The sequence below is a fragment of the Streptomyces sp. NBC_01176 genome (genome assembly GCF_045039825.1).
Taxonomy (GTDB): Bacteria; Actinomycetota; Actinomycetes; order Streptomycetales; family Streptomycetaceae; genus Streptomyces.
On sequence record NZ_CP108600.1, the window covers coordinates 6,694,568 to 6,718,349 of the forward strand.

Here is a 23,782-nt window from a genome sequence, read left to right on the forward strand (position 1 = left end):
CGGCGCCCGATGCCGCGTCCGCGGCCGGCGCCCCGTGCCGTCCGCGGCACGGGCGTGCGGGGCCGGCGTCCCTGGTGACCACGGTGACCACGGTGACCGTGGTGGCCGAACCCCGGTGACCGGTCCCTGGCCGGGCGGACGGCCGCCCGGACCCCGGAGGCGAGGACGGCCCGGACCCCGGTGGCCCCGCCGGGGGCGGCGCGCCGGCCCCTCGTACCGTGTGGACCCGTGAGGTCCGGCGGCGCGGGACCGATCCCGCAGGGACCGCCGGGTCGCCGGGGTCGCCGCAACCGCCGCGGAGGATCTCCGGCCACCGAGGCAACGAAAACCGGTCCTCGTGGACTCCTTTGAACATCTAGGAGGTGCCCATGGGGGATCGGAAACAGGCCCGGGACGAGGAGTTCCAGGGCTTTGTCGTCGGCCGCTGGCCGCGGCTGCTGCGTACGGCGTTCCTCCTCACCGGGGAGCAGCACGCGGCCGAGGACCTGGTCCAGTCGACGCTGGAACAGGTCTACGTGGCCTGGCGCAGGGTCGACACGGCCGACGACCCGGACGCCTACGTCCGGCGCGTGATGATCAACGCGCACGCCCGCAGACACCGCCGGCGCCTCAAGGAGTACCTGGCGCCGAAGGACGACTCGGGCCTCACCCACGAGGTTCCCGAGGGCGGCGACCGGATGGCCCAGGCCGACGACCGCAGCGCCCTGCTGAAGGCCCTCGCCCAACTGCCGCCACGCCAGCGCGAGGCGGTCGTCCTGCGGTACTGGGAGGACCTGAGCGAGGCACGGGTGGCGGAGGCGATGGGCTGCTCGGTGGGCGCGGTGAAGAGCAACGCGGCGAAGGGGATCGCGAAGCTCCGCGCCGTACCGGGACTGGCCGACATGGTGACGTACGGAGGGTGGAAGTGATGCACGCGGACCGGGAGACCGACCACGACATGACGCACGGGGACATCGCCGTGCTGCTGGCCTCGGCCGCCGACGAGGTGAGGATCGGCCCGGCCCCCTGCCAGGCGCTGGTCCGCGGCGGCCGGCGTCGCAGGGCCCGCCGCTGGGCGATCGGCGCGACCGCCGCCCTGGTGGTCGCCGGCTCGACGGGGACGCTGGCGCTGGCCGGGGCGAGGGACGACGGCGCGCGGCGGGTCGCGCCGGCCGCGACCCGCCTGCCGGTGAGCGACGAACGGCATCTGTACGAGCCGCGGAGCAGCGACCTGGCCAGGGGGACCGACCACGGCAGGAAGTGGAAGGTGGTCGTCTACGTGTGGGGGGCGCCCCGTGACCGGACGGAGGCGCAGCGCCAGATGGACGCCATGGCCCGGTCCGGGTTCGGGAATCCGGGGGTGGAGCCGCCGACCCCCGCCGGACTCGTCGGCAGGAGCGCGTACTTCGTGCGCCTGACCGTGGACGGCACGACGTCGACCAAGATGCTGGGGGTGTTCGACAAGCGCGGCACGATGTCGGGCCGGGACGTGTGGTCCGCCGCACTGCCGCTGGAGACCAGGAGGACCACGCCGAGGGGGTCCGGCGAGCGGCTCGTGATCGGCCGGGTCTCCACGACCGCCCAGGAGGTCACCTGCACCTGGGACGACGCCACGACGACCAAGGCGTACCGGCCCGCCCCGGGCACGGGCATCGGCGGGGACTTCGAGGACCTGATCCGCCCGGCGGACGGTTCCCCGTCCGACTGGTTCGTGTGCCTGGGACCGGAGGGCAGGACCTTCAAGGCGGTGGCGGTGACGAGGTAGGAGCCGCGCGGCGACGCGGGCGGCCGCCGGTCAGAGCCAACCCTGCTGACGGGCCTCCCGCATCGCCTCCATACGGTTGCGGGTGCCGGTCTTGCCGATCGCGGAGGACAGGTAGTTGCGGACCGTCGACTCGGAGAGGTGGAGTCTGCCCGCGATGTCGGCGACGGTGGCGCCGTCCACCGAGGCCTTCAGCACGTCGCACTCGCGGGCGGTGAGGGGACTGGGCCCGGCGCTCAGCGCGGCCGCGGCCAGGGCCGGGTCGATGACCCGCTCGCCGGTCAGCACCCGGCGGATCGCCTCGGCCAGCTCCTCCACGGGCCCGTCCTTGACCAGGAACCCCGCGGCGCCCGCCTCCATGGCGCGGCGCAGGTAGCCGGGCCGGCCGAAGGTCGTGAGGATCAACACCCGGCAGTCCGGGGCCTGTCGGCGCAGCTCGGCGGCGGCGTCCAGACCGCTCATGCCCGGCAGTTCGATGTCCAGCAGGGCCACGTCCGGGCGGTGCAGCAGCGCGGCGTCCACGATCGCGTCGCCCGCCGCGACCTGCGCGACGACCTCCAGGTCCTCCTCCATGCCGAGCAGCAGAGCGAGCGCCCCGCGCATCATTCCCTGGTCCTCGGCGAGCAGGACCCTCACACACTTCACCGGACGGTGATCCCGGGGCATCTCATCCACGGGCCCAGCGTAGGCCTGCGGCAGCGCCATGTCCTGGACGGACGGGGCGAGATGCGTGGTCACCGCGCCCTGGGCATCTTGGACAGCGGCAACTCCTCGGGATCCGCGGGGAGTTCGCCGTCCGCGGGGAGCTCGCCCTCCACGGGCAGTTCGGCGGTGACCGTGAAGCCGCCGCGCGGGGACGGTCCGGCCCGCAGCGACCCGCCGGCCACCGCCAGGCGTTCGGTCAGGCCCTTCAGACCGGTTCCGCCGATGCCCGGCACGGGCGACGGGGAGAGCGTGCCGTCCCCGTCGTCCGCGACCTCCAGACGGACCCGGTCCCGCGTACCGGCGACGCTGATCTCGCAGCGGGTCGCGCCGCTGTGCCGGACGACGTTGGTGACCGCCTCGCGCAGCACCCAGCCCAGCAGGGCCTCGGACCGCGGCACGAGGGGCGGCCCCGACTGCCGTACGACCGGGTCGACGCCCACCGCGGACAGCGCGGAGCGGGCCCGGTCCAGCTCGGTGGCGAGGCTGCCCTCGCGGTAGCCGGTGACCGCCTCGCGGATCTCCGTGAGGGCCTGGCGGCCGACCGACTCGATGTCCGTGACCTGCACCAGGGCCGCCTCCAGATCGCGGGGCGCCAGCCGGCGGGCCGCCTCCGACTTCACCACGATCACGGAGAGCGTGTGGCCGAGCAGGTCGTGCAGGTCGCGGGAGAAGCGCAGGCGCTCCTTCTCGACGGCGCGCCGGGCCAGTTCCTCACGGGCGGCCCGCAGCTCACGTACCGCCTCGGCGAGGGACAGGATCGCCGCCGTGACCATCGTGGACAGGAAGGTGCCGTACGCGATGTTGATCGCGTCCCAGCCCTCCCGGACGCCGGAGACAGCGCCCGCCAGCGCGGCCAGACCGATACCCGTCCTGCCGAGCCAGGGGCCGCGCAGGGTCGCCCCCGTCGCGAGACCGAGCAGCGGGAAGAACAGCAGCCAGTTGCCGCCGTAGCCGATGGCGAGACCGCAGGTCAGCACGCCCATCGCGGCGAGCGCCAGGCGCGTGGAGAGGGCCTCGCGCTTCTCCTTCACGAAGGCACGGAACGCGACGTTGATGTACAGGGAGTTGAAGATGAACAGGCCGACGGCGCCTATCCAGGGGTTCGCGGTCCTGCCCTGGAACAGGTTGGAGAAGGCCCCCATGCCCAGCAGCAGCCAGGGCAGCAGGGCGAACCCGGTCGGCGGCGGCCCCGGGTTCTCGGGCAGCGCCTGCCCGTTCTCGCGCGCGGTGCGCCGCGCCGCCTTGAACCTCACCATGTCCGCCTTCCACCGCCGCCGCGACTCCTGCCACGCCTTGATCCGGCAGACGACTCCGCGCATCCACGAGCTGTGCGTCCACGACATGTCGTGCCCCCGTTCCCCGCTCCAGTTGGGACCTTTTCCCGCCGCCGCGCCACCGTCCGGGTGGACCGCCGCGGTACGGGCGGACCGCCGCGGTACGGGCGGCCCGCCGCTCCTCAGGCGGTCCGCGCCGCTGTGCGGTACGACACCACAGCGTACGAACCGAAGGCCAGCAGCCAGGCCACGAGCACCGCGACCGCGCCCAGCGCCGGAGCGCGGCCGTCGGTGACGGACAGGCCGAGCTCCGCGAAGCGGTTGGCCGGCGTGTACACGGACACCGACCGCAGCCAGTCGGGGAACAGCGTGACCGGGAACCACAGGCCGCCCACCACCGAGAGCCCCAGGTTGCACGCCATGTTGGCGACACCGGTGGTCTGCGCGGTCAGCCGGTAACCGTTGCCGAGGCCGAGCAGCGTGAACGGCACGGACCCGAGCCAGAGCAGCACCGCGACCGCCGCCCACTGCCAGGCCGCCAGACGCACGCCGTTGACCAGACCGCCCGCGGCCAGCACCGCGGCGATCGCCGGCAGCACGGTCACCGAGCCGGTCAGCGCCCGCCCCAGCACCACCTCGCGCGGCGTCATCGGCGTCACCCGCAGCTGCCGCAGCCAGCCGGTCACCCGGTCCTCGGCGACCCCGCCGCCGGTGTTCAGGGCCGAGCCCACCGCCCCGTACGCGGCCATCCCGATCATGGAACCGGTCTTCCAGCCGCCGTCGTCGCCTCCGCCACCGAGGTTGGTGAAGAGCAGGTACATCATCACGGGCATCGCGACGCCACCGATCACGAAGCCGGTGTCGCGCAGCGTGCGGCGCACCTCCAGCCGCAGGTAGTCCAGCATCACACCGCCTCCAGAGCAGATGAGGTGAGGGCCAGGAACGCGTCGTCCAAGGACGCCGCGGTGACCTCCAGGCCACGGATCGAGCCCCGTTGGGCCAGCGCGACCACCGTCGCGTCCGAGTCGTCCGTCCGCAGGCGCGCCCGGTCCCCGCGCACCTCCACCGACACCACACCGGGCAGCAGGGTCAGCCCCCGCGTGCTCTCCCCGGCCAGGTCGAAGGAGACCAGGTTGCCGCCCACCGACCGCTTGAGGTGCTCACCGGTGCCGTCCGCGACGATCCGCCCCCGGTCGATGACGAGGATCCGGTCCGCGTGCGCGTCGGCCTCGTCCAGATAGTGCGTGGAGAACAGGACGGTGTGCCCGCGCCGCGCGTACGCCCGCATCGACGCCCAGAACGCCTGCCGCGCCTCCACGTCCAGCGCGGCGGTCGGCTCGTCGAGCACGATCAGCGCGGGGTTCCCGGCGAGCGCCACCGCGAACCGCACCCGCTGCGCCTGGCCGCCGGAGAGCCGGTCGGCGCGTCGCCCCGCCAGTTCCGCGATCCCCGCCAGCCGCAGCGCCTCGTCCACCGGCAGCGGCGCCGGATAGCGGCCCGCCACGAAGGAGACCAGCTCGCGGACGGTCACGCGGGGCACCGGCCGTGCCTCCTGGAGCATGGCCCCGACCCGCCCGGCGCGCACCGCCTGCTCCGGGGGCCCGCCGAAGAGCGCTACCGATCCCTCGTCGGGCTCGTTCAGCCCGAGCAGGAGGGAGATCGTGGTCGACTTGCCCGCCCCGTTGCGGCCCAGCAGCGCCACGGTCTCGCCGCGGGCGATCTCCAGATCCACCCCGTCCACGGCGCGCACCGCGCCGAACGCCTTGACGGCTCCCGTGAAGGACACCGCCGCTTCCGTCCCCGTCGTTCCGGTCGTCCCCGTCGTCCATGTCATGAAAACGACGTTACGAGCCGGGACGGCGGGCCCGGCAGAGGCACTTGTGGGCAGTCGGCCGGGACAAATGTCACGGCCGCGGCCGGCCGGTGTCGCGTCCGGTGCCGTGTCTCGCCTCACGGCTCGTGTCCCGGCCGGTGCCGCGAGCCCGGATCTGACATGACGTCAGCAGCCTTCACAACTCGGGGGCGCTGGGCTATACAGGGGGTCGCCGTACTGGAACGCGTTCTAGAACAGGCGGGTTCCGAGGCCCCGTGTCGACCTCGGTGCGGCCGACGGTGCGGACGGCCGCATCGAGGTCTTTCGCGCTAGTGATTCAGGAGCCCCATGCCCATCGACGCCGCAAAGGCCCTCGCCGCCGAACCCCGTATCGGTGAGATCACCTGGGACCGGAAGGACGTCCAGCTCTACCACCTCGGCCTCGGCGCGGGCGCGAACCCGGACAAGCGGACCCCCGCCACGGACGCCGACGAGCTGCGCTACACCCTCGAGTCCAGGCTGCACGTCCTGCCGAGCTTCGCCACCGTCGCGGGCGCCGGCTCCCCCGGTGTGATCGGCGGTCTGTCCATGCCCGGGGTCGACGTCGACCTCACCCGCGTCCTGCACGGCGGGCAGCGCGTCGCCCTGCACCGCCCGATACCGGCCGAGGGCAGGGCGACGGCCACCGGGCGGATCGCCGCCGTGTACGACAAGGGCAAGGCCGCGATCCTGGTCATGCGCACCGAGGTCGCGGACGCCGAGGGGCCGTTGTGGACGAACGACGCCCAGATCTTCGTACGAGGAGAGGGCGGCTGGGGCGGCGACCGCGGCCCCTCCACCCGCCTCGACGCACCGGACGGGCCGCCGGACCGGACCGTCGAACGCCCGGTCCGCGAGGACCAGGCGCTGCTCTACCGGCTCTCCGGTGACTGGAACCCGCTGCACGCCGACCCGGAGTTCGCCAAGCTGGCCGGCTTCGACCGGCCGATCCTGCACGGACTGTGCACGTACGGCGTGACGCTCAAGGCGGTCGTCGACACGCTGCTCGACGGGGACGTGTCCCGCGTCCGCTCGTACACCACCCGCTTCGCCGGTGTCGTGTTCCCCGGCGAGACCCTGCGCGTCCGCATGTGGCGCGGGCCGGCCCGGGACGGCGGGATCCGGGTGTCGGTGACCGCGGCCGACCGGGACGACGCGCCGGTGCTGGCCGACACCGTCGTCGAGCACGCGTGAGCCCAGCCCACCGTTGAGAGGAGCCGCACCATGCGCGCAGCCGTACAGCACGAGACAGGCCAGGACAAACTCGACGTCCTCGACGACGTCGAGGCCGTGGGCTTCGGGCCCGGCCGGGTCAGGATCCGGGTGCGGGCCACCGGACTGTGCCACTCGGACCTGTCCGCGATGACCGGCGTACTGCCGCAGCCCGCACCGTTCGTGCCCGGTCACGAGGGCGCCGGAGAGGTCACCGAGGTGGGCGAGGGGGTCACCGGTCTCAAGCCCGGCGACCGGGTCGTCGTCTGCTGGCTGCCGGCCTGCGGTGCCTGTCCCGCCTGCAAGCGCGGCCAGACCGAGCTGTGCCTGGCCGGGTTCATGAACGCGGGCACCCCCAACTTCAGGCGCTCCGGCCAGGATGTCTTCGGCTTCGCCGGGACCGGCACCTTCGCGGAGGAGGTCGTGGTGGCCGCGGGCTGCGCCGTGCCCATCCCCGACGACGTGCCCTTCGACATCGCCGCCCTCATCGGCTGCGGTGTCACGACCGGGCTCGGCGCCGCCCTCAACACCGCAGACGTGGAGGCCGGTTCGTCGGTCGCGGTGATCGGCTGCGGCGGCGTCGGCATCTCCGCCATCCAGGGCGCGCGCCTCAAGGGCGCCGCCGAGATCGTCGCCGTCGACCCGGTCGCCTCCCGTCGCGAGGCCGCGCTGAGGTTCGGCGCGACGAGGGCGGTCGCCCCGGACGGACTCGCCGACGCCAAGCAGTCGGTGACCGCGGGCGAGGGCTTCGACTACGTCTTCGAGGTCGTCGGCAGGTCGGCCACCGCCCGCACCGCCTACGAGAACACCCGGCGCGGCGGCACCCTCGTCGTCGTCGGCGCGGGCGCCATGGACGACTTCCTCCAGCTCAACATGTTCGAGCTGTTCTTCGACGAGAAGCGCATCCTGCCGTCCATGTACGGCGGTGGCGACGTCCTGCGCTCCTACGAGCGGACCATCGCCCTGTGGCGTGCGGGTCGCATCGACCTGGAGGGCCTGATCACCCACCGGGTGCCGCTGTCCGGGATCAACGAGGCACTGGACCAGATGCGGACGGGCACCGCCCTGCGCACCTGCATCGAGATCTGACACCGAATCCGACCCCGACCACCGCTGAGGACCCTGATGTCACTGCCACTCGAGGGGCTGACCGCGATCGTCACCGGCGCGGGGCGCGGCCTCGGCCGGGCCGAGGCGCTGGAGCTCGCCGGCCTGGGCGCGTCCGTCGTCGTCAACGACTACGGACGTCCCGGGCGGGACGGTTCGGGCGCGGCCTCGGCCGCGCCCGCCGAGGAGGTCGCCGCCGAGATCCGTGCCGCGGGCGGCCGCGCCCTCGCCCACACCGGCGACGTCGCCGACCACGAACAGGCCCGCGGGCTGGTCGAGTCGGCGGTCGCCGGATTCGGCGGACTGGACATCCTGGTCAACAACGCGGGCATCCTGCGCGACCGGATGGTCTTCTCGATGTCCGAGGAGGAGTGGGACTCGGTCATCCGGGTCCATCTCAAGGGCCACTTCAACATGACGCACTTCGCGTCGGCGCACTGGCGGGCGCGGTCCAAGGCCGCGGGCGGCCCGGTGTACGGGCGGATCGTCAACACCTCGTCGGAGGCGTTCCTCGCGGGTTCGGCGGGTCAGCCCAACTACGCGGCGGCCAAGGGCGGCATCGTCGGCCTGACCACGTCGACCGCGCTGGCGCTGACCAGGTACGGGGTGACGGCGAACGTCATCTGCCCGCGGGCCCGGACCCGTATGACCGAGGACGTGTTCGCGGGCTTCCCGGCTCCCGAGGCCGGTGCGGAGCCGGGGGAGGGGCTGGACCCGCTCGCCCCCGAGCATGTCGCCCCGCTCGTCGGCTACTTGGCCTCGCCCGCCGCCGCGCACGTCAACGGGCAACTGCTCGTCGTGCACGGCGGCATGGTGGCGGTCGTCGAACGGCCGCGGGTGGCCGCCAAGTTCGACACCAAGCAGCCCGCCTTCACCTACGACGAACTCGACGCCCTGCTCAGCCCGCACTACGCCGGGCGCCCGCGGGGCGAGACGTTCGCGGCGGCCGAGGTCCTGGGACTCAAGCGCGGGTAGCGCCCGGCCGGCGGGACCGGGCGGGCCGGCCGTGACCGGGAGGCCCCGGGAGCGCGAACGGGCCGCTCCGGGAACGCGGGCCGGAGGCGGGACCGGACGACGACAGCAACGACACGACGACAGCAACGACACGACGACAGCAACGACACGACGACAGCAACGACACGGCCCCGCTCACCTCGGGTGAGCGGGGCCGTGTCGTAGGTCCGACGTGCCGTCAGGCCGACCTGTCCGGCTGACCGGACGGCTTGCGGTGCCGGCCGTGCGGCATCGCCTCGTCGTCCTGGCCGGAGACCGGCCCCCGGTGCCTGCCGTGGCCCGCGGCCTGCGCCGCGGCGTCCTGGGCGTCGGTGACCGGCGGTTCCATGGTGCTGATGTCGCTCATCTGGTGTTCACCCCGTCAACAAGATCCTTCTTTGCAGCCGGGGGATTCTAACCGGCGGTCATGGCCGGGTCGTCGGCGGGTGACCGGGATGCGCCCCGGCCAGTTCCACCCGTTCCCATCCACCGGGCGTCCTGTCCCCGGCCCTCCGCCCGGCCCGGGCGACCGGAAAGGCGGGAGCGATCGGAACGATCGGAACGGCGGAGACGAACGGGAGGCCGGGAACGCCCGGAGCGACGGGACCGGTGCCGTCCTGTCCCACCGGCCGGGACGACGGAGCCGCCCGGCCGGTCAAGGGCGCCTGTTGCAGCGGGACCGGGCGCGCGGCCACCCGTTCCGGCGGGCGTGCGCATTCCGCGTCCACCGGAACGGCCGGCGCCGCCAGCCGCGCCACCCCGCACGGCACCGCCCTCGTGGCGTACGGCAGCCGGAGTTCGCCCTCCCCGGTCAACAGGCCCGCCCCCGCCAACCACCCCTCGGGCGCCGGTAGATGGTGGACCTGACGCTCGACGGGCCGCCACATCCCCACCCAGGTGCCGCCCGGCCCGTCGATCCGCAGGGCCACCGCGCAGCGCTCCGGCGTGAGCACCTGCCCCGGCTGGATCGCGAACGGCGTCACCGAGCAGTCCGAGGCGCGCAGGCACTCCGGGAAGCGGACCGGCAGCGTGCTCCCCAGCACCCCCCAGCCCAGCCGGGCGTGCCCCGGCGAGGGCGCGTCCGAACGGATGAGCAGCAGCCCGCTGTCGGCGTCCGCGAGCAGCAGCCGGTCGTTGCTGTCCTCGGCGATCTGCAGCAGCGGTGACACCTCGCCGCCGCGCTCCAGGTCGACGACCACGGTCTTGGTCCGGCCGTCCTGGAAACGGTCCAGCGCCAGCATGCGTCCCGTGCCGTCCAGCCACACCCCGCCCGAACAACGGCCCGGGATCTCGGCGAGGTGCTCGGGACCGAAGGCGCCCCCCGCCACCAGCCAGACCGCCGTGGACGCCCGTCCCACGGCCAGGGCGTACGCGTGTTCCCCGTCGGGCGCGGGCGGCAGCAGCCACAGCCGGGAGCCCTCCTCCGCGCACTCCACCGCGCCGAGCGGCAGCTCCCCGGTGCCGGGCCCGGTCGGATACAGCAGCGAGAACGCGTGCCGTCCGGCCGTCACCCGGTGGATCAGCACCCGCCCGTCGGTCATCGGCAGCACCTCGGTGCCGGGCTCCTCCGGCTGGTGGGACGGCAGCGGCACGGCGTACGGCTCGTGGCCGTCCAGCGTCCAGCGCTCCGGGAACCAGCACTCGCCGTCGAGCGCGAGGCGCGCCGCGTAGGTTCCGTCGGCGGTGATCACGCATCCGGGGCGGCTGGCCCGCCCGTTCTCGTGTGCTGCGTTCTTCGTGTTCACCGTGTTCTGGTTCGCGTGGTCCGCCGCGGGCTCGGTCGCACAGGCCGTCATCGTTCGGTCACCTCCGGCGACGAAGCTAGTTTTCGTACGCACAGACGCGGGACCGACGCCCGGCCGCTTCACACATAAGGGTGGCCGTGCCGCGATTCGCCTGAGGGAACGGGGGCGGGTGTGCTGAGCGGGGCGCGGCGGAGCGCACGGGGCCGGGACGACGGCGGCCCCCGTGCCCGGGGGCGCCCCGCCCGCCCGGTCGAGCGCACCCGCGACCGGTGGGACACGGACGTGAGGCAGGTAGCCTTTCCCCGTGCCCCACCTGTCTGAAGTCATCGCCGCGCTCGACGCCCTCTGGCCGCCCGAGAGGGCCGAGGGATGGGACGCGGTCGGCACCGTCTGCGGCGACCCCGACCAGGAGGTCACGCGGGTCCTGTTCGCGGTCGACCCGGTCCAGGACATCGTCGACGAGGCGGTGGAGCTGGGCGCCGACCTGCTGGTCACCCACCACCCGCTCTATCTGCGCGGGACGACGACGGTCGAGGCCGGCACCTTCAAGGGCCGGGTCGTGCACACCCTCATCAAGAACGACATCGCGCTGCACGTCGCGCACACCAACGCCGACCGGGCCGACCCCGGTGTCTCGGACGCCCTGGCCGGCGCGCTCGACCTCCGTGTCGTACGCCCCCTCGTGCCGGACCCGACCGACCCCGAAGGGCGCCGTGGCCTGGGCCGCGTCTGTGAACTGGACCACCCGGTGACCGTCCGCGAGTTCGCCGCGCGCGCCGCCGGACGGCTGCCGGCCACCGCGCAGGGCATCCGGGTCGCGGGCGACCCCGACGCGCTCGTACGGACCGTCGCGGTCAGCGGCGGCTCCGGCGACAGCCTCTTCGACGACGTGCGTGCCGCGGGCGTCGACGCCTTCCTCACCGCGGACCTCCGCCACCACCCGGCGTCGGAGTTCACGGCGGTCCGCGCCCCCAGTCCTCTCGCGCTGCTCGACGCGGCGCACTGGGCCACCGAGTGGCCCTGGTGCGAGCTGGCAGCCACCCAGCTCGACGAGATCTCCGACCGCCACGGATGGGACCTGCGGGTCCACGTCTCGAAGACGGTCACCGACCCCTGGACCGCCCACGCGGCCTCGAACACCGACACATCTGGAGCCCCCAACTGAACGCCGCGCCCGCCGACCAGATCCGACTCCTCGACGTCCAGACCCTCGACGCACGCCTGCAGCAGCTCGCGCACAAGCGGAGGTCGCTGCCCGAGCACGCCGAGATCGAGTCGCTGAACAAGGACCTCACGCAGCTGCGCGACCTGCTCGTCGCCGCGCAGACCGAGGAGAGCGACTGCGCCCGCGAGCAGACCAAGGCGGAGCAGGACGTCGACCAGGTGCGCCAGCGCGCCACCCGCGACCAGCAGCGCCTGGACTCGGGTGCCGTGACCTCCCCCAAGGACCTGGAGAACCTGCAGCACGAGATCACCTCCCTCGCCAAGCGGCAGGGCGACCTGGAGGACGTCGTCCTGGAGGTCATGGAGCGCCGCGAGTCCGCGCAGGAGCGGGTCGCCGAACTGACCGAGCGGGTCTCCTCCGTCCAGTCGAAGATCGACGACGCCACCGGGCGACGGGACGCGGCCTTCGAGTCCCTCGACGCCGAGACGGCCACGGTGACGAAGGAGCGCGGCGTCGTCGCCGGTTCGGTCCCGGCCGACCTCCTCAAGCTCTACGACAAGCTGCGCGAGCAGCAGGGCGGCGTCGGCGCGGCCCGGCTCTACCAGCGCCGCTGCGAGGGCTGCCGCCTCGAGCTCAACATCACCGAGGTCAACGACGTCAAGGCGGCCTCCCCGGACACCGTGCTGCGCTGCGAGAACTGCCGCCGGATCCTGGTGCGCACGTCCGAGTCCGGCCTGTAGGGGCCATGGGCGTGCGGGAGTTCATCGTCGAGGCGGACGGCGGTTCCCGGGGCAACCCGGGTCCCGCGGGGTACGGGTCCGTGGTCATCGACGCGGCCACGGGGGAGACGCTGACGGAGGCCGCCGAGTACATCGGCATCGCCACCAACAACGTCGCCGAGTACCGGGGCCTGGTCGCCGGACTGAAGGCCGCCCGCGAGCTGGACCCGACCGCCACGGTCCGGGTCCGGATGGACTCCAAGCTCGTCGTCGAGCAGATGTCCGGCCGCTGGAAGATCAAGCACCCGGACATGAAGCCGCTGGCCGCCGAGGCGGCCCGGATCCTGCCGCCCGCGCAGGTCACCTACGAGTGGATCCCGCGCGAACGGAACAAGCACGCCGACCGCCTGGCCAACGAGGCCATGGACGCGGGGAAGCGCGGCGAGCAGTGGTCGCCGTCGCGGTCGACGGCGGAGCTGGACGCGAGGGCGACGAGACCCGCGACACCTGAGCCGTCGGGCCCGCCGGGGGACGCGGCAGCGGGCGCGGCGAAGGCCCGCGCGGCCTTGAGAGCACCGGGTTCGGAAACGCCCCGAAAGGGGCGCGGGGAACCGCGCGACCAGCCCCCACCGTCCCGCGGCCCGACGACTCCCGTCGCACCCCCGGCACCGGACGTCGGCGAAGCCACGAAGTCCGAGAACGACGAACGGGCCGCACGGAACGTGGCCACAGCCGCCCCGACCGTCGGATGGGGCGCCGCCCCCGACATGGGCGCGCCCGCCACCTTCGTCCTGCTGCGGCACGGCGAGACCCCGCTGACCCCGCAGAAGCGGTTCTCCGGCAGCGGTGGCACCGACCCCGCACTGTCGGACGTCGGCCGGGAGCAGGCGGAGCGGGCCGCCGCGGCGCTCGCCGCGCGCGGCACGATCCAGGCGATCGTGTCCTCCCCGCTCACCCGGACCCGGCAGACCGCGGAGGCCGTCGCGGCCCGTCTCGGGCTCGACGTGAGCATCGAGGACGGCCTGCGCGAGACGGACTTCGGCGCCTGGGAGGGGCTGACGTTCGCCGAGGTCCGCGAGCGCCACCCCGACGACCTGAACGCCTGGCTCGCCTCGCCGGAGGCCGAACCCACCGGCGGCGGCGAGAGCTTCGAGGCCACCGCCCGCCGCGTCGCCGCCACCCGTGACAAGCTGGTCGCCTCCTACGCGGGCCGCACGGTCCTGCTCGTCACCCACGTCACCCCGATCAAGACGTTCGTACGGCTCGCGATCGGCGCCCCGTCGGAGTCGCTGTTCCGCATGGAGCTGTCCGCGGCCTCCCTGTCGGCGGTGGCGTACTACGCGGACGGCAACGCCAGCCTGCGCCTCTTCAACGACACCTCCCACCTGCGCTGAGCGGACCGCTGGTCGCAGCTCGCCGGGCGTCCCGTGTCCGGAGGATCTCCGCGGACTCCGGGTCCGCCCGCAAGAACGCCTCCAGGTGGAGTTCGGCGAGCGTCACGTCGACGGCGGTCGCGAACGACGTCAGGGTGGTGAGCAGCCTCAACTCGCCCTCCGGGCAGCGCAGTCGCAGGGGGACGGCGAAGCCGAGGTACGCCGCGCCCGGCTCGCCCGCCGGCACGTACCGCGCCAGCTCCTCGGCCAGCGCGTCGAGTGCCGGGTCGGGGCTGCGCACGGCCCGGGCCCGCAGGCTCTCCACGATGTGCTGGCCCCACGCGTCCAGGTTCACCACCCGAGGCCCCATGCCCCGCGGATGCAGGGCCAGCCGCAGCACGTTCACCGGCGGGACGAGCAGTTCGGCGGCGGCTCCCTCCGTGAGTACCTCGAACGCCGCGTTCGCCGCGACGAGTTCACCCCGGGGCCCCGCCACCAGCGCCGGATACGGCAGGTGCCCCTCCAGGATGCTGTGCAACGCCTCCCGCACGGGCCGCAGCGCGACCGCGTCGAGCGGCGACTCCGCGAACGCCGGCGCGTAACCGGCGGCCAGCAGCAGCGAGTTGCGCTCCCGCAGGGTCAGGTCCAGCGACTCGGCGAGCCGGATCACGATCTCCCTGCCGGGCACCGAACGCCCACGCTCGATGAAGCTGACGTACCGCTGTGTCGTCCCCGCCCGCGAGGCGAGCTCCAGCTGACTGACCCGGCGGGCGGTACGCCAGCGCAGCAACTCCCGGGCGAAGGGGGGAGGTTCGCTCACGATACGGGTGGTCATGGACCAGTTGTACGTCATCTGTACGTCAGGGGGCGGCAGCGGTTCCGGACGCTTCCCGGGGCGATCCGTCATACCCCGCCGGGAATTGAGGCGCGGCCCCCGTCCGAACAGCATGGACGCGTCCACGTAGGCGCACACACCACAGGGGGCGACATGCGTACGTACCACCTGGAGACGCTCGGCACCATCGAAGGCGTCGTCCCGCGCGAGACGGCCCGCCCCGAGCCCGGCCCCCGGGAGATCCTCGTCCGCGTGCGGGCCGTCTCCCTCAACAAGCGCGATCTGCTGATCATGAAGGGGACCTATCCGCTCAAGGCGGTGCCGGACGTGATCCCGGTGAGCGACGGTGCCGGAGAGGTCGTCGCGGTGGGCGGGGAGGTGACCCGGTTCGTGGTCGGTGACCGGGTGGCGGGGACGTACTTCCCGAACTGGCTCGACGGACGGATCACCCCGGCCCTCCTCGACCAGCCGGGGGTCACCCTCGACGGCATGCTCAGCGAGTACGCCCGTCTGGACCAGGAGGCGGCGGTACGCGTCCCGGACCATCTGACCTGGGAGGAGGCCGCCAGTCTGCCCTGCGCCGGCGTCACCGCGTGGCACTCCCTCAACGGGGGCGAGCCGCTCGCCCCCGGCCAGACCGTGCTCACCCTCGGCACCGGCGCCCTGTCCCTCTTCGCCGTGCAGTTCGCCAAGATGCTGGGCGCCCAGGTCGTCGCGACGACGTCGAGCGCCGCCAGGGCCGACCGGCTCAAGGCCCTCGGCGCGGACCATGTCGTCGACTACGTACGACACCCCGCATGGGGTTCCGTGGTACGGGAGTTGACGGGCGGCCGCGGCGCCGACCTCGTCGTCGAGACCAACGGCCCCGACACCATCGAGCAGTCGATGCGTGCCGCCGCGCTGTACGGCCAGATCGTGCTGCTGATCACCGGGAACCCGCGCCGTCCCGGCATCGAGATCTCGCACGCGGCGTACGCGTCGAGCCTGGCCACCATCCGCCGGGTGTTCGTCGGCAGCCGGGCCCACTTCGAGTCCATGAACAGGGCGCTCGCGCTGCACGGCACGCGTCCCGTCGTCGACCGGGTCCTCGGCTTCGGCACCGACGACGTGCGCGAGGCGTTCTCGTACTACGAGAGCGGCGCGGCCTTCGGCAAGGTCGTCATCAGGGTGAACTGATCCCCGTGCCGCGCCTCAACGGGCGTACAGCGTCGCCGCGTTCCTGGCCAGCGCCTCGATCCGGCCCCAGTCCTTCGCGGCGATCGCGTCGCCGGGAAGCATCCAGGTGCCGCCCACGCACCCGACGTTGGGCAGCGCGAGGTACTCCGCGGCGCAGTCCGGCGTGATGCCGCCCGTCGGGCAGAACCGCGCCTGCGGCAGCGGACCGGCCAGTGACCTGAGATACGCCGTCCCGCCCGCCGCCTGGGCGGGGAAGAACTTCATCTCCCGCACCCCCCTCTCCAGCAGCGCCACGACCTCCGAGGCCGTGGACACCCCCGGCAGGAACGGCACCCCGGACGCCTTCATGGCGTCGAGCAGCCCGTCCGTCCAGCCGGGACTGACCAGGAAACGCGCTCCGGCGGCCACCGTGTCCGCCACCTGGGCGGGCGTGATGACGGTGCCGGCGCCGACCACCGCGTCCGGCACCTCGGCGGCGATCGCACGGATGGCGTCGAGCGCGGCCGGGGTCCGCAGCGTCACCTCGATCGCGGGCAGTCCGCCCGCGACCAGCGCCCGCGCCAGCGGCACCGCGTCGGCGGCGTCCGTCACCACGACGACGGGCATGACGGGCGCGAGATCCAGCACGGAGGCGGACACGGGACCGGCTGCGGGGGCAGGCGAGGGCGAGGGCGGTGACGAGGTCATGCTCGTCATCCTGCCCGGGGTGTGCAGCATGCGCAAAGACTGTTGCGCATGCTGCAACGGGAGGGAGGGGGTGTGAGGTCGGCGATCCCCTGCCGGAACGGCTGCGCGCCCCGGGCGACGAACCCGGACGCCCCCCGGGGGAACTAGTGGATCTCGGTCACCACCACGTCGAGCGCCCACGGCCGGCCCGCGCCGGCCGGCGGCTTCGCCTCCACCACGTACCCGAGATCCCGCAACGCCTCCAGCAGCTGGGCCGGGCCCTTGGGCGCCGCACCGGCGCTCAGCAGACTCCGCACGATCCGGCCCTTCGTCGCCTTGTTGAAGTGGCTGACGACCGACCGCTTCTCGACCCCGTCCACCCACTGCGAGTGCAGCACCCGCACCGTCGCCGTGCGCCCGGCGACCTCGCCCTTCGGCTTCCACGCGGCCGTGTACGCCGAGGACCGCAGGTCGAGCACCAGCCCGTCCCCGGCCGCCTCCGGCAGCGCCGTGGCCATCGGAGCCCGCCAGTGCGCGCCGAGCGCCCCGAGGCCGGGCAGCTTCACACCCATCGAGCAGCGGTAGGAAGGGATCCGGTCCGTCACCCGGACCGCGCCCCACAGCCCCGAGAACACCAGCAGCGAACGGCTCGCGCGCCGCTTGGCGGCCGTGTCCAGCGAGGCGAGGTCCAGCGAGTCGTACAGGACCCCCGTGTAGATCTCCCCGGCGGGCCGCGCGCCGGTGGTGCGCAGCTCCGTGTTCTTGGCGATCTCGCCGCGCAGCCCCTCGCTCAGTCCGAGCACCTCGCGGGCCTTCTCCTCGTCACCGGCGCACAGCTCGGCCAGCTCGTCGAGGACCGCCCGACGTGCCTCGGTGAGACCGGGCAGGGACAGCGACTCCAGTTTCAGAGCGGTTCCCCGGCCCGAGGGGGCCTTCCCCTCGGAGGGCGGCAGCAGCACGAGCACGGTGGTGTTCTCCTCACGGTGGGAATGGCCCGCGCGCCAGCCTAAGGGGTGCGGCCCGGGGTGCCCGCCGCGCGCGGGCGACCTACGCTCGACCCATGCCCCGCCGCCACATGCGCGCCGTCTGCGCACCGGAGGCTCCCCTGGGGGCCGCCCTGTGCGCCCTGCGCACCGAGCTCGGCGTACCCGAGAACTTCCCGCCCGACGCCCTGGAGGAGGCGGGCCGGCCACCCCGGCTGCCCTCCCACGACGCCACGGACATCCCCTTCTTCACCGTCGACCCGCCGGCGTCCACCGACCTCGACCAGGCGATGCACCTCACGCGCCGCGAGCGGGGCGGCTACCGCGTGCGGTACGCGATCGCCGACGTCGCCGCCTTCGTGACACCCGGCGGCCCGCTCGACGCCGAGGCGCACCGCCGCGTGACCACGCTCTACTTCCCCGACGAGAAGGTCCCCCTCCACCCGCCCCAGCTCTCCGAGGGCACCGCCAGCCTCCTCCCCGACCAGACCTGCCCGGCCGTGCTGTGGACGCTGGACCTCGACGCGGAGGGCCGCGCCGAGTCGACCGACGTACGCCGCGCCCTCGTACGGAGCCGGGCCAAGCTCGACTACGCGCACGTCCAGCGACGCATCGACGCGGGGACGGCCGAGGAACCCCTCGCCCTCCTCAAGGACATCGGCGTGCTGCGCGAGCGCCTGGAGGTGGAACGCGGGGGCATCTCGCTCAACGTCCCCGAACAGGAGATCGTCGAGAGGGACGGGACCTGCTCACTCGCCTACCGCGCCCCGCTCCCCGCCGAGGGCTGGAACGCCCAGATCTCCCTGCTCACCGGGATGGCCGCGGCCGACCTGATGCTCGCCCACGGCACAGGCGTCCTGCGCACGCTCCCGGCCGCCCCCGACGGCGCGGTCGGCCGGCTGCGCCGCACCGCCAAGGCCCTGCGCATCGACTGGCCGCACCACGTCTCGTACGCGCAGCTCATCCGCTCCCTCGACCCGCACCGGCCGCACCACGCGGCCTTCCTCCAGGAGTGCACGACGCTGCTGCGCGGCGCGGGCTACACGGCCTTCCGCGACGGCCTGCTCCCCGACGTCACCTCGCACGCGGCCGTCGCCGCGCCCTACGCCCACTGCACAGCCCCACTGCGCCGCCTCGGCGACCGCTACGCCGCGGAGATCTGCCTCGCCGCCGCCGAGGGCCGAGAAACCCCCGAGTGGGTCCTCACCGCCCTCGACGCCCTGCCCAAGGAGATGGCCGAGGGCAGCCGGCGCGCGGCCACCGTCGAGCGCGAGTGCGTCGACATCATCGAGGCCGCACTGCTCAAGGACCGGGTTGGCGACCTCTTCGAGGCCTTCGTGGTCGACGTACAGGACAACGACCCCACCGTCGGAACCGTGCAGTTGGAGTCCCCGGCCGTCCTCGCCCGCATCACCGGCGGCCGTTCGAGACTGCCCCTCGGCGAACACCTGCGCGTACGCCTCACGGCGGCGGACCCGGGCACGACGAAGGTACGGTTCGCCCCGGCGTGAGCGACGGTTCGGTACGCGGGGGCCCGAGTTGCGGCTAGGCCCACACCGACGCGAGCCGCGTCGCGCGTGTTCCGGGTGTGGCTTTTTCGGTTTGTCCGGGCTTCAGCGAGGCGAGGCGCGCCGTGTCTGTTCCGGGTGTCGCTTTTTCGGTTTGTCCGGGCTTCAGCGCTGCGAGCCGCGTCGCGCCTGTTCCGGACGTCGCCCTCTCGGTCCGTCCGGGCATCAGCGAATTGGTTCCGGCCCGCATATCCAGCCCGTCCGGCGCTTGAGGACGAGCCCTTCGGGCGAAGCGGGGGTCCAGGGGGCGCAGCCCCTTGGCGGGGTGCGGGGGCGGAGCCCCGTGGGGGGTGCGGGGGCGGAGCCTCCGGTGGGGTCTGGGGCGGAGCCCCAGGTCGAGGAGGGGACGGGTAGGGGCGGCGGGGGCGAAGAACGGCGGCCCCGAGCCGGAGGCCAGGGCATGGAACAGCCCCCACGGGTGTTCCATGCCCTGACGAAACCGGGGGAAGAAACATGCGCACAGGACGTGAAGAGACCCGCTGGACCCGAGCCACCCTCGGCCGGGACGGCCACCCCCTCGACCTCCTCACCGCCCGCTTCGAGAACCACCGCTACGCCCCCCACGCCCACGAGGAGTACACGATCGGCGTCTGCGTGGGCGGCGCCGAGTTCATCGACTACCGAGGCAGCCGTATCCACACCGGCCCGGGCTCGATCGTCGTCCTGGCCCCCGGTGAGGCCCACACCGGCGGCCCCGCGATCCCCGACGGCTACGCCTACCGCGCCCTGTACCCGCAGTCCGCCCTCCTCGCCGAAGGCACCCGTACCGTCCCCCACTTCCGCGACCCCATCATCGACGACCCCGAACTGGCCGCCGCCCTGCGCGCCGCGCACACCGACCTGAGCGCCTGCCCCGACCCGCTGGAGGCCGAGTCCCGTATCCCCTGGCTGCTCACGGCCCTGGCCTGCCGCCACTCCACGGCCCGCCCGGCCCGCGACACGATCCCGGGCGCGGGCACCGTCGCCCGCACGGTCCGCGACCGCCTCGCCGACGAACTCCTCACCCCGCCCTCCCTCACGGACCTCGCCGCCGACCTGGGCCTGTCCCGCTACCAACTGCTGCGCGCCTTCCGTACGACGATGGGCATGCCCCCGTACGCCTGGCTGGCGCAGCACCGGGTGAACCGGGCCCGCGGCCTGCTGGAGCGCGGTCTGCGCCCGGCCGAGGTCGCCTCCCTCGTGGGCTTCGCGGACCAGGCGCATCTGACGCGCTGGTTCCGCAGGGTGCTGGGGGTGACCCCGGCGGCGTACCGCGCGAGCGTGTGGTCGTAGCTCGTCCGGGTCCGTACGGCATCGGGGCGTTCGGGCCGATCGCAGCGCAACGACGTTCAAGACGAAGGCCCCTCACCCGGCCCACACTGCCCGCATGACTGCACGCGGCTGGTTCCTGTTCTCCCTGATGGGAGTGGTCTGGGGCATCCCCTACCTGATGATCAAAGTGGCGGTGGACGGAGTGTCCCCGTCCGTGGTGGTGTTCACGCGCTGTGCGGTGGGCGCCGCGCTGCTGCTGCCCTTCGCGCTCCGCCAGGGGGGTTTCAGCGGCCTCTCGCGGAGCGTACGGACCCACTGGCGCCCCATGCTGGCCTTCGCGTGCATCGAGATCATCGTCCCCTGGTGGACCCTCACCGACGCCGAGCGTCATCTGTCCAGTTCCACGGCGGGCCTGCTGATCGCGGGCGTCCCGATCGTCGGCGTGGCCGCCGCCCGCCTGTTCGGCGACACCGAACGCCTGGGCGCCCGCCGCATGTCGGGTCTGGCACTCGGCCTGTCCGGCGTCGCCGTCCTCACGATCCCGCACCTGACCGGCGGCGACTCCCGCTCGCTCGCCGAGGTGCTGCTGACGGTCGTCGGCTACGCGACGGCGCCGGTGATAGCCGCCCGCCACCTCAAGGACGTCCCCTCGCTCCACCTCACGGCCCCCTGCCTGACCCTCGCGGCCCTGGTCTACGCCCCCGCGGCAGCCGCCACCTGGCCTGCCTCGGTCCCCTCGGCCCAGGTCCTGACCGCCCTCGCGGGCCTCGGCGTCATCTGCACGGCGGTCGCCTTCGTGGCCTTCCTGGAACTCATCAAGGAGGCCGGGCCGACGCGGGCCACGGTGATCACGTACGTCAACCCGGCGATCGCCGTCGCCGCCGGAGCCCTCTTCCTGGACGAACGCCTGACCCCCGGCACCCTCGCGGCCTTCGCCCTCATCCTGGCCGGCTCGGTCCTGGCGACGGCGACGGCCGGACCGAAGCGGGCCGCGCGCCCGGTAGCATGGTCCACACGGCAGACGAGCCGGGCGGACGGCCGCGTGGAGGTCCTTGCGGACCTTCCCGAGGAACGTCCGGGCTCCACAGGGCAGGGTGGTGGCTAACGGCCACCCGGGGTGACCCGCGGGACAGTGCCACAGAAAACAGACCGCCGGGGACCTCGGTCCCCGGTAAGGGTGAAACGGTGGTGTAAGAGACCACCAGCGCCTGAGGTGACTCAGGCGGCTAGGTAAACCCCACCCGGAGCAAGGTCAAAAGGAGCGCCGTAAAACGTGCTCTGCGCGGACGTTCGAGGGCTGCCCGCCCGAGTCCGCGGGTAGACCGCACGAGGCCGGTGGCAACACCGGCCCTAGATGGATGGCCGTCTCCCCGGCCGCCGCGAGGCGACCGGGCGACAGAACCCGGCGTACAGCCCGACTCGTCTGCCGCCACTCGCGGCTTTGCTCGGAAGGGGGCCTCCGACCTGCGTCGGAGGTCCCTTTCCGAGCTTTCAGGGGCTTGCTGTGCCGGGCGGCGAAACCTGCAACGAGATCCAGCACCTGTTCCTCGCCGTCACCGGCCGCCCAGAAGCCGCGATGCCGGTTCATCGGGTGGATGAGCAGCGGAATCACCGGCCATGCGCAGGCTGTACACAGGAATACGACGGCCAGTGCGGTGACGAGGATCTTCCTTTGCTCCCTGTCCTCGACCCCTGATTCGGGTGTCCCTGTCGATCGACGGAACGTCAGCCGGACCGTCGGCTGCGGGCGTTCGCCTCGGCGACCAGGGCGCTCAGCAGTTCGTCCTGGCTCAGGGGCCTGAGGTGGCCCGGTTCCGCGTCCCATTCGACGCCGCCGCCGAGCGGGCGGACCTGGAGATACGGGCCCTCGTGGCCCATGACGCGTCCGACGCGGTCCCGGGCGGTGTCGTGGACGGCCACTCCGACGCCGGGTACCGCGTTCTCCGTCACGCGGCGATCCCCCTGAGGATCGCGTCCGCGAGCATCAGAGCCACGGGCGCGGAGCACACGCCGAGGTGCACGAGCGCGTAGCGGACCTCGTCGTCGTCCGCCCAGGGGGTGCGGACGTCCATCGCGGGGAGCTGGACGCCGGCCCGGCTGAGGGCGGAGGCGAGGGCGTCACGGGCGTCCAGGGCTTCCTGGATCTTGGGCGTGCGGGGCATCGGCGTCCTTGTCGGTCCGGGGCTGCGAAGGGCATGACCAATTCCATGACCCGGCTGTGCTGGGCGAATTACGCTGCGTAGTCCGGGTGTTACGAGAATGCGCCCGGACGTGGCCGACCACGCTGTGGACGGGGCTGTGCTTCCCCGTCGTACGGAAGTGGTTCCACACGTTCCACATCGCTCGCGCGAACGTCCCGAAGGGAGCGGTATGCCGCAGCGCCGCGTCATCACCGGCCGGAGTCAGGAACCCCGTCAGCGGTTCGCGGAGGAACTGCGGACCCTGCGGGCCGGGAGCGGGACGAGTCTGCGGGCGCTCGGTGAACGGCTCGGCTGGGACTGGTCGTTGTTCGGCAAGATGGAGAAGGGCGAGACGCTCGGCAGCCCGGAGGTCGTCCAGGCCCTCGACCAGCACTACGGGACCCCGGGGCTGCTGCTCGCGCTGTGGGAGCTGGCCGCCGGGGACCATACGCAGTTCCGTGAGCGGTACCGGCGGTACATGGCGCTGGAGGCCGAGGCCGTGAGCCTGTGGCACTTCGCGGTGAGCGTGCTGCCGGGGTTGTTGCAGACGCCGGGGTACGCGCGGGAGGTGCTGGCTGCGGGCGGCCTCAAGGGGAAGGAACTCGAGCAGCAGGTCGAGGCTCGGATGGGGCGGCGGGAGTTGTTGGAGGGGGAGGATGCGCCCCGCTTCCGGACCATCCTTTCCGAGGCCGTCTTGCGGACGGCGTTGGTGCACACTCCGGAGTGGCGAGGGCAGTTGGAGCACCTGGCTGAGATGGCGCAGCGTCGGAACATCGCCGTTCAGATGCTGCCGTTCAGCGCCGGCCCTTACGGCCTTGACAGCACCGACGTGTGGTTTCTACGTCTGCCACAGGGACGTACGGTGGCATACACGGAGAACGCGCACCGCGGCGACCTGATCGAGGACAGCGCGGCGGTCGAGAAGCTGCAAGGTGCCTACGATGCAGTGCGTGACCTGGCGCTGTCTCCGGCCGAGTCGCGGAAGTTCGTCCTGCGCATGTTGGAGGAAGTGCCGTGCAATCCATCGACCTGAGCGTCGTGACGTGGCGTAAGAGCTCTTACAGCAACTCGGACGGCGGCGCCTGCCTCGAGGTCTGCGACGACTTCGCCACCGTCGTCCCCGTGCGGGACAGCAAGGTCCCGCACGGGCCGGTGCTCGTGTTCCCCGCCGGCGGCTGGGCCTCGTTCGTCTCCGCGGTCAAGGGCGGCCGCACGCCCCGCTGACCCGGCATGCGAC

24 protein-coding genes, 1 other RNA gene and 1 pseudogene are annotated in these 23,782 nt (G+C 73.2%); 15 read left to right on the forward strand and 11 right to left on the reverse strand.

The window, feature by feature from the left end; genetic code table 11:
• Window positions 1–368: 368 nt before the first annotated feature.
• Window positions 369–908: a SigE family RNA polymerase sigma factor gene (locus OG199_RS28915; RefSeq protein ID WP_356800604.1), complete on the forward strand. Its 540-nt coding sequence runs from the start codon at window positions 369–371 to the stop codon at window positions 906–908.
• Window positions 908–1,744, forward strand: a complete 837-nt coding sequence (locus OG199_RS28920; protein WP_405834704.1) for a hypothetical protein — start codon at window positions 908–910, stop codon at window positions 1,742–1,744. The genes OG199_RS28915 and OG199_RS28920 overlap by 1 nt, the downstream gene beginning before the upstream one ends.
• A 30-nt stretch (window positions 1,745–1,774) precedes the next feature.
• On the opposite strand, the gene OG199_RS28925 is transcribed toward OG199_RS28920, so the two are convergent.
• The 4 genes from OG199_RS28925 to OG199_RS28940 all read right to left on the reverse strand — a co-directional run bounded on the left by OG199_RS28925 (window position 1,775) and on the right by OG199_RS28940 (window position 5,554).
• Entirely contained in the window at window positions 1,775–2,407 is a 633-nt protein-coding gene (locus OG199_RS28925) for a response regulator transcription factor (RefSeq protein ID WP_153293147.1), read from the reverse strand.
• Window positions 2,408–2,475: 68 nt separating this feature from the next.
• A complete protein-coding gene (locus OG199_RS28930; protein WP_405831944.1) occupies window positions 2,476–3,789 on the reverse strand; it encodes a sensor histidine kinase in 1,314 nt (437 codons plus the stop codon).
• 113 nt (window positions 3,790–3,902) lie between these two features.
• A complete protein-coding gene (locus tag OG199_RS28935) occupies window positions 3,903–4,625 on the reverse strand; it encodes an ABC transporter permease (protein ID WP_401799211.1) in 723 nt (240 codons plus the stop codon).
• Window positions 4,625–5,554 carry an ABC transporter ATP-binding protein gene (locus tag OG199_RS28940; protein ID WP_356800607.1) on the reverse strand — a complete coding sequence of 310 codons (930 nt, stop codon included), beginning with the start codon at window positions 5,552–5,554 and terminating at the stop codon, window positions 4,625–4,627. The genes OG199_RS28935 and OG199_RS28940 overlap by 1 nt, the downstream gene beginning before the upstream one ends.
• 327 nt (window positions 5,555–5,881) lie before the next feature.
• Between OG199_RS28940 and OG199_RS28945 the strand changes: the two genes are divergently transcribed.
• From OG199_RS28945 to OG199_RS28955, 3 genes are read left to right on the forward strand one after another with little or no spacing between them, the layout of a single operon-like run.
• Window positions 5,882–6,766 (forward strand): MaoC/PaaZ C-terminal domain-containing protein, encoded by an 885-nt coding sequence (locus tag OG199_RS28945; RefSeq protein ID WP_401798930.1) that lies wholly within the window; start codon window positions 5,882–5,884, stop codon window positions 6,764–6,766.
• A 30-nt stretch (window positions 6,767–6,796) separates the two neighbouring features.
• On the forward strand, window positions 6,797–7,873 hold the full coding sequence (locus tag OG199_RS28950) for a Zn-dependent alcohol dehydrogenase (RefSeq protein WP_405831946.1): 1,077 nt from the start codon (window positions 6,797–6,799) through the stop codon (window positions 7,871–7,873).
• A 36-nt stretch (window positions 7,874–7,909) separates the two neighbouring features.
• On the forward strand, window positions 7,910–8,866 hold the full coding sequence (locus tag OG199_RS28955) for a 3-oxoacyl-ACP reductase (protein WP_405831948.1): 957 nt from the start codon (window positions 7,910–7,912) through the stop codon (window positions 8,864–8,866).
• A 217-nt stretch (window positions 8,867–9,083) separates the two neighbouring features.
• On the opposite strand, the gene OG199_RS28960 is transcribed toward OG199_RS28955, so the two are convergent.
• Together OG199_RS28960 and OG199_RS28965 are read right to left on the reverse strand one after the other, a co-directional pair.
• Window positions 9,084–9,251, reverse strand: coding sequence for a hypothetical protein (locus OG199_RS28960; RefSeq protein ID WP_266698861.1), 168 nt, complete (start codon window positions 9,249–9,251; stop codon window positions 9,084–9,086).
• A gap of 58 nt (window positions 9,252–9,309) precedes the next feature.
• Window positions 9,310–10,680 (reverse strand): hypothetical protein, encoded by a 1,371-nt coding sequence (locus OG199_RS28965; protein ID WP_405831949.1) that lies wholly within the window; start codon window positions 10,678–10,680, stop codon window positions 9,310–9,312.
• Window positions 10,681–10,933: 253 nt separating this feature from the next.
• Between OG199_RS28965 and OG199_RS28970 the strand changes: the two genes are divergently transcribed.
• The 3 genes from OG199_RS28970 to OG199_RS28980 are packed head-to-tail and all read left to right on the forward strand — an operon-like array spanning window position 10,934 to window position 13,907.
• Window positions 10,934–11,794 (forward strand): Nif3-like dinuclear metal center hexameric protein, encoded by an 861-nt coding sequence (locus tag OG199_RS28970; protein WP_405831950.1) that lies wholly within the window; start codon window positions 10,934–10,936, stop codon window positions 11,792–11,794.
• A complete protein-coding gene (locus OG199_RS28975) occupies window positions 11,791–12,534 on the forward strand; it encodes a zinc ribbon domain-containing protein (RefSeq protein ID WP_405834707.1) in 744 nt (247 codons plus the stop codon). The genes OG199_RS28970 and OG199_RS28975 overlap by 4 nt, the downstream gene beginning before the upstream one ends.
• Window positions 12,535–12,545: 11 nt before the next feature.
• Window positions 12,546–13,907, forward strand: a complete 1,362-nt coding sequence (locus OG199_RS28980) for a bifunctional RNase H/acid phosphatase (RefSeq protein WP_405831952.1) — start codon at window positions 12,546–12,548, stop codon at window positions 13,905–13,907.
• Here OG199_RS28980 and OG199_RS28985 read toward each other — a convergent pair.
• Complete coding sequence (locus tag OG199_RS28985) at window positions 13,882–14,721, reverse strand: helix-turn-helix domain-containing protein (RefSeq protein ID WP_405831953.1); 840 nt, start codon at window positions 14,719–14,721, stop codon at window positions 13,882–13,884. The two genes, OG199_RS28980 and OG199_RS28985, sit on opposite strands and share 26 nt — an antisense overlap.
• 153 nt (window positions 14,722–14,874) lie before the next feature.
• Here OG199_RS28985 and OG199_RS28990 point away from each other — a divergent pair, with 153 nt between their 5' ends.
• Window positions 14,875–15,897: an NAD(P)-dependent alcohol dehydrogenase gene (locus tag OG199_RS28990; protein ID WP_405831955.1), complete on the forward strand. Its 1,023-nt coding sequence runs from the start codon at window positions 14,875–14,877 to the stop codon at window positions 15,895–15,897.
• Between the two features lie 15 nt (window positions 15,898–15,912).
• Here the strand turns inward: OG199_RS28990 and eda are convergent, their stop codons facing one another.
• On the reverse strand, window positions 15,913–16,584 hold the full coding sequence (gene eda, locus OG199_RS28995; protein ID WP_401798916.1) for a bifunctional 4-hydroxy-2-oxoglutarate aldolase/2-dehydro-3-deoxy-phosphogluconate aldolase: 672 nt from the start codon (window positions 16,582–16,584) through the stop codon (window positions 15,913–15,915).
• 143 nt (window positions 16,585–16,727) lie between these two features.
• Window positions 16,728–17,528: a peroxide stress protein YaaA gene (gene yaaA, locus OG199_RS29000; RefSeq protein ID WP_356800617.1), complete on the reverse strand. Its 801-nt coding sequence runs from the start codon at window positions 17,526–17,528 to the stop codon at window positions 16,728–16,730.
• A 95-nt stretch (window positions 17,529–17,623) separates the two neighbouring features.
• Here yaaA and OG199_RS29005 point away from each other — a divergent pair, with 95 nt between their 5' ends.
• The 4 genes and pseudogenes from OG199_RS29005 to rnpB all read left to right on the forward strand — a co-directional run bounded on the left by OG199_RS29005 (window position 17,624) and on the right by rnpB (window position 21,791).
• On the forward strand, window positions 17,624–19,057 hold the full coding sequence (locus OG199_RS29005; protein WP_405831958.1) for an RNB domain-containing ribonuclease: 1,434 nt from the start codon (window positions 17,624–17,626) through the stop codon (window positions 19,055–19,057).
• 510 nt (window positions 19,058–19,567) lie between these two features.
• The gene (locus OG199_RS29010) at window positions 19,568–20,386 is read left to right on the forward strand and encodes an AraC family transcriptional regulator (RefSeq protein ID WP_356800619.1); all 819 of its coding nucleotides are present in this window, start codon (window positions 19,568–19,570) and stop codon (window positions 20,384–20,386) included.
• A gap of 157 nt (window positions 20,387–20,543) precedes the next feature.
• A pseudogene (locus tag OG199_RS29015) lies at window positions 20,544–21,317 on the forward strand (DMT family transporter); the annotation flags it as partial.
• 70 nt (window positions 21,318–21,387) lie between these two features.
• Window positions 21,388–21,791, forward strand: an RNA gene (rnpB, locus tag OG199_RS29020) — RNase P RNA component class A.
• Window positions 21,792–22,090: 299 nt separating this feature from the next.
• Here rnpB and OG199_RS29025 read toward each other — a convergent pair.
• Window positions 22,091–22,315 (reverse strand): hypothetical protein, encoded by a 225-nt coding sequence (locus OG199_RS29025; protein WP_405831959.1) that lies wholly within the window; start codon window positions 22,313–22,315, stop codon window positions 22,091–22,093.
• On the reverse strand, window positions 22,312–22,527 hold the full coding sequence (locus OG199_RS29030) for a hypothetical protein (RefSeq protein WP_405831961.1): 216 nt from the start codon (window positions 22,525–22,527) through the stop codon (window positions 22,312–22,314). The genes OG199_RS29025 and OG199_RS29030 overlap by 4 nt, the downstream gene beginning before the upstream one ends.
• Before the next feature lie 208 nt (window positions 22,528–22,735).
• Here OG199_RS29030 and OG199_RS29035 point away from each other — a divergent pair, with 208 nt between their 5' ends.
• Both OG199_RS29035 and OG199_RS29040 read left to right on the forward strand, forming a co-directional pair.
• Window positions 22,736–23,578, forward strand: coding sequence for a helix-turn-helix domain-containing protein (locus tag OG199_RS29035; protein ID WP_405831962.1), 843 nt, complete (start codon window positions 22,736–22,738; stop codon window positions 23,576–23,578).
• A complete protein-coding gene (locus OG199_RS29040) occupies window positions 23,560–23,769 on the forward strand; it encodes a DUF397 domain-containing protein (protein ID WP_405831964.1) in 210 nt (69 codons plus the stop codon). The genes OG199_RS29035 and OG199_RS29040 overlap by 19 nt, the downstream gene beginning before the upstream one ends.
• Window positions 23,770–23,782: the final 13 nt, after the last annotated feature.

Coding starts and splice junctions, on each gene's coding strand:
- OG199_RS28915 (WP_356800604.1), top strand. CDS start 369: ATGGGGGATCGGAAACAGGCCCGGGACGAGGAGTTCCAGGGCTTTGTC.
- OG199_RS28920 (WP_405834704.1), top strand. CDS start 908: ATGCACGCGGACCGGGAGACCGACCACGACATGACGCACGGGGACATC.
- OG199_RS28925 (WP_153293147.1), bottom strand. CDS start 2,407: ATGCCCCGGGATCACCGTCCGGTGAAGTGTGTGAGGGTCCTGCTCGCC.
- OG199_RS28930 (WP_405831944.1), bottom strand. CDS start 3,789: ATGTCGTGGACGCACAGCTCGTGGATGCGCGGAGTCGTCTGCCGGATC.
- OG199_RS28935 (WP_401799211.1), bottom strand. CDS start 4,625: ATGCTGGACTACCTGCGGCTGGAGGTGCGCCGCACGCTGCGCGACACC.
- OG199_RS28940 (WP_356800607.1), bottom strand. CDS start 5,554: ATGACATGGACGACGGGGACGACCGGAACGACGGGGACGGAAGCGGCG.
- OG199_RS28945 (WP_401798930.1), top strand. CDS start 5,882: ATGCCCATCGACGCCGCAAAGGCCCTCGCCGCCGAACCCCGTATCGGT.
- OG199_RS28950 (WP_405831946.1), top strand. CDS start 6,797: ATGCGCGCAGCCGTACAGCACGAGACAGGCCAGGACAAACTCGACGTC.
- OG199_RS28955 (WP_405831948.1), top strand. CDS start 7,910: ATGTCACTGCCACTCGAGGGGCTGACCGCGATCGTCACCGGCGCGGGG.
- OG199_RS28960 (WP_266698861.1), bottom strand. CDS start 9,251: ATGAGCGACATCAGCACCATGGAACCGCCGGTCACCGACGCCCAGGAC.
- OG199_RS28965 (WP_405831949.1), bottom strand. CDS start 10,680: ATGACGGCCTGTGCGACCGAGCCCGCGGCGGACCACGCGAACCAGAAC.
- OG199_RS28985 (WP_405831953.1), bottom strand. CDS start 14,721: ATGACCACCCGTATCGTGAGCGAACCTCCCCCCTTCGCCCGGGAGTTG.
- OG199_RS28990 (WP_405831955.1), top strand. CDS start 14,875: ATGCGTACGTACCACCTGGAGACGCTCGGCACCATCGAAGGCGTCGTC.
- eda (WP_401798916.1), bottom strand. CDS start 16,584: ATGACCTCGTCACCGCCCTCGCCCTCGCCTGCCCCCGCAGCCGGTCCC.
- OG199_RS29005 (WP_405831958.1), top strand. CDS start 17,624: ATGCCCCGCCGCCACATGCGCGCCGTCTGCGCACCGGAGGCTCCCCTG.
- OG199_RS29010 (WP_356800619.1), top strand. CDS start 19,568: ATGCGCACAGGACGTGAAGAGACCCGCTGGACCCGAGCCACCCTCGGC.
- OG199_RS29030 (WP_405831961.1), bottom strand. CDS start 22,527: ATGCCCCGCACGCCCAAGATCCAGGAAGCCCTGGACGCCCGTGACGCC.
- OG199_RS29035 (WP_405831962.1), top strand. CDS start 22,736: ATGCCGCAGCGCCGCGTCATCACCGGCCGGAGTCAGGAACCCCGTCAG.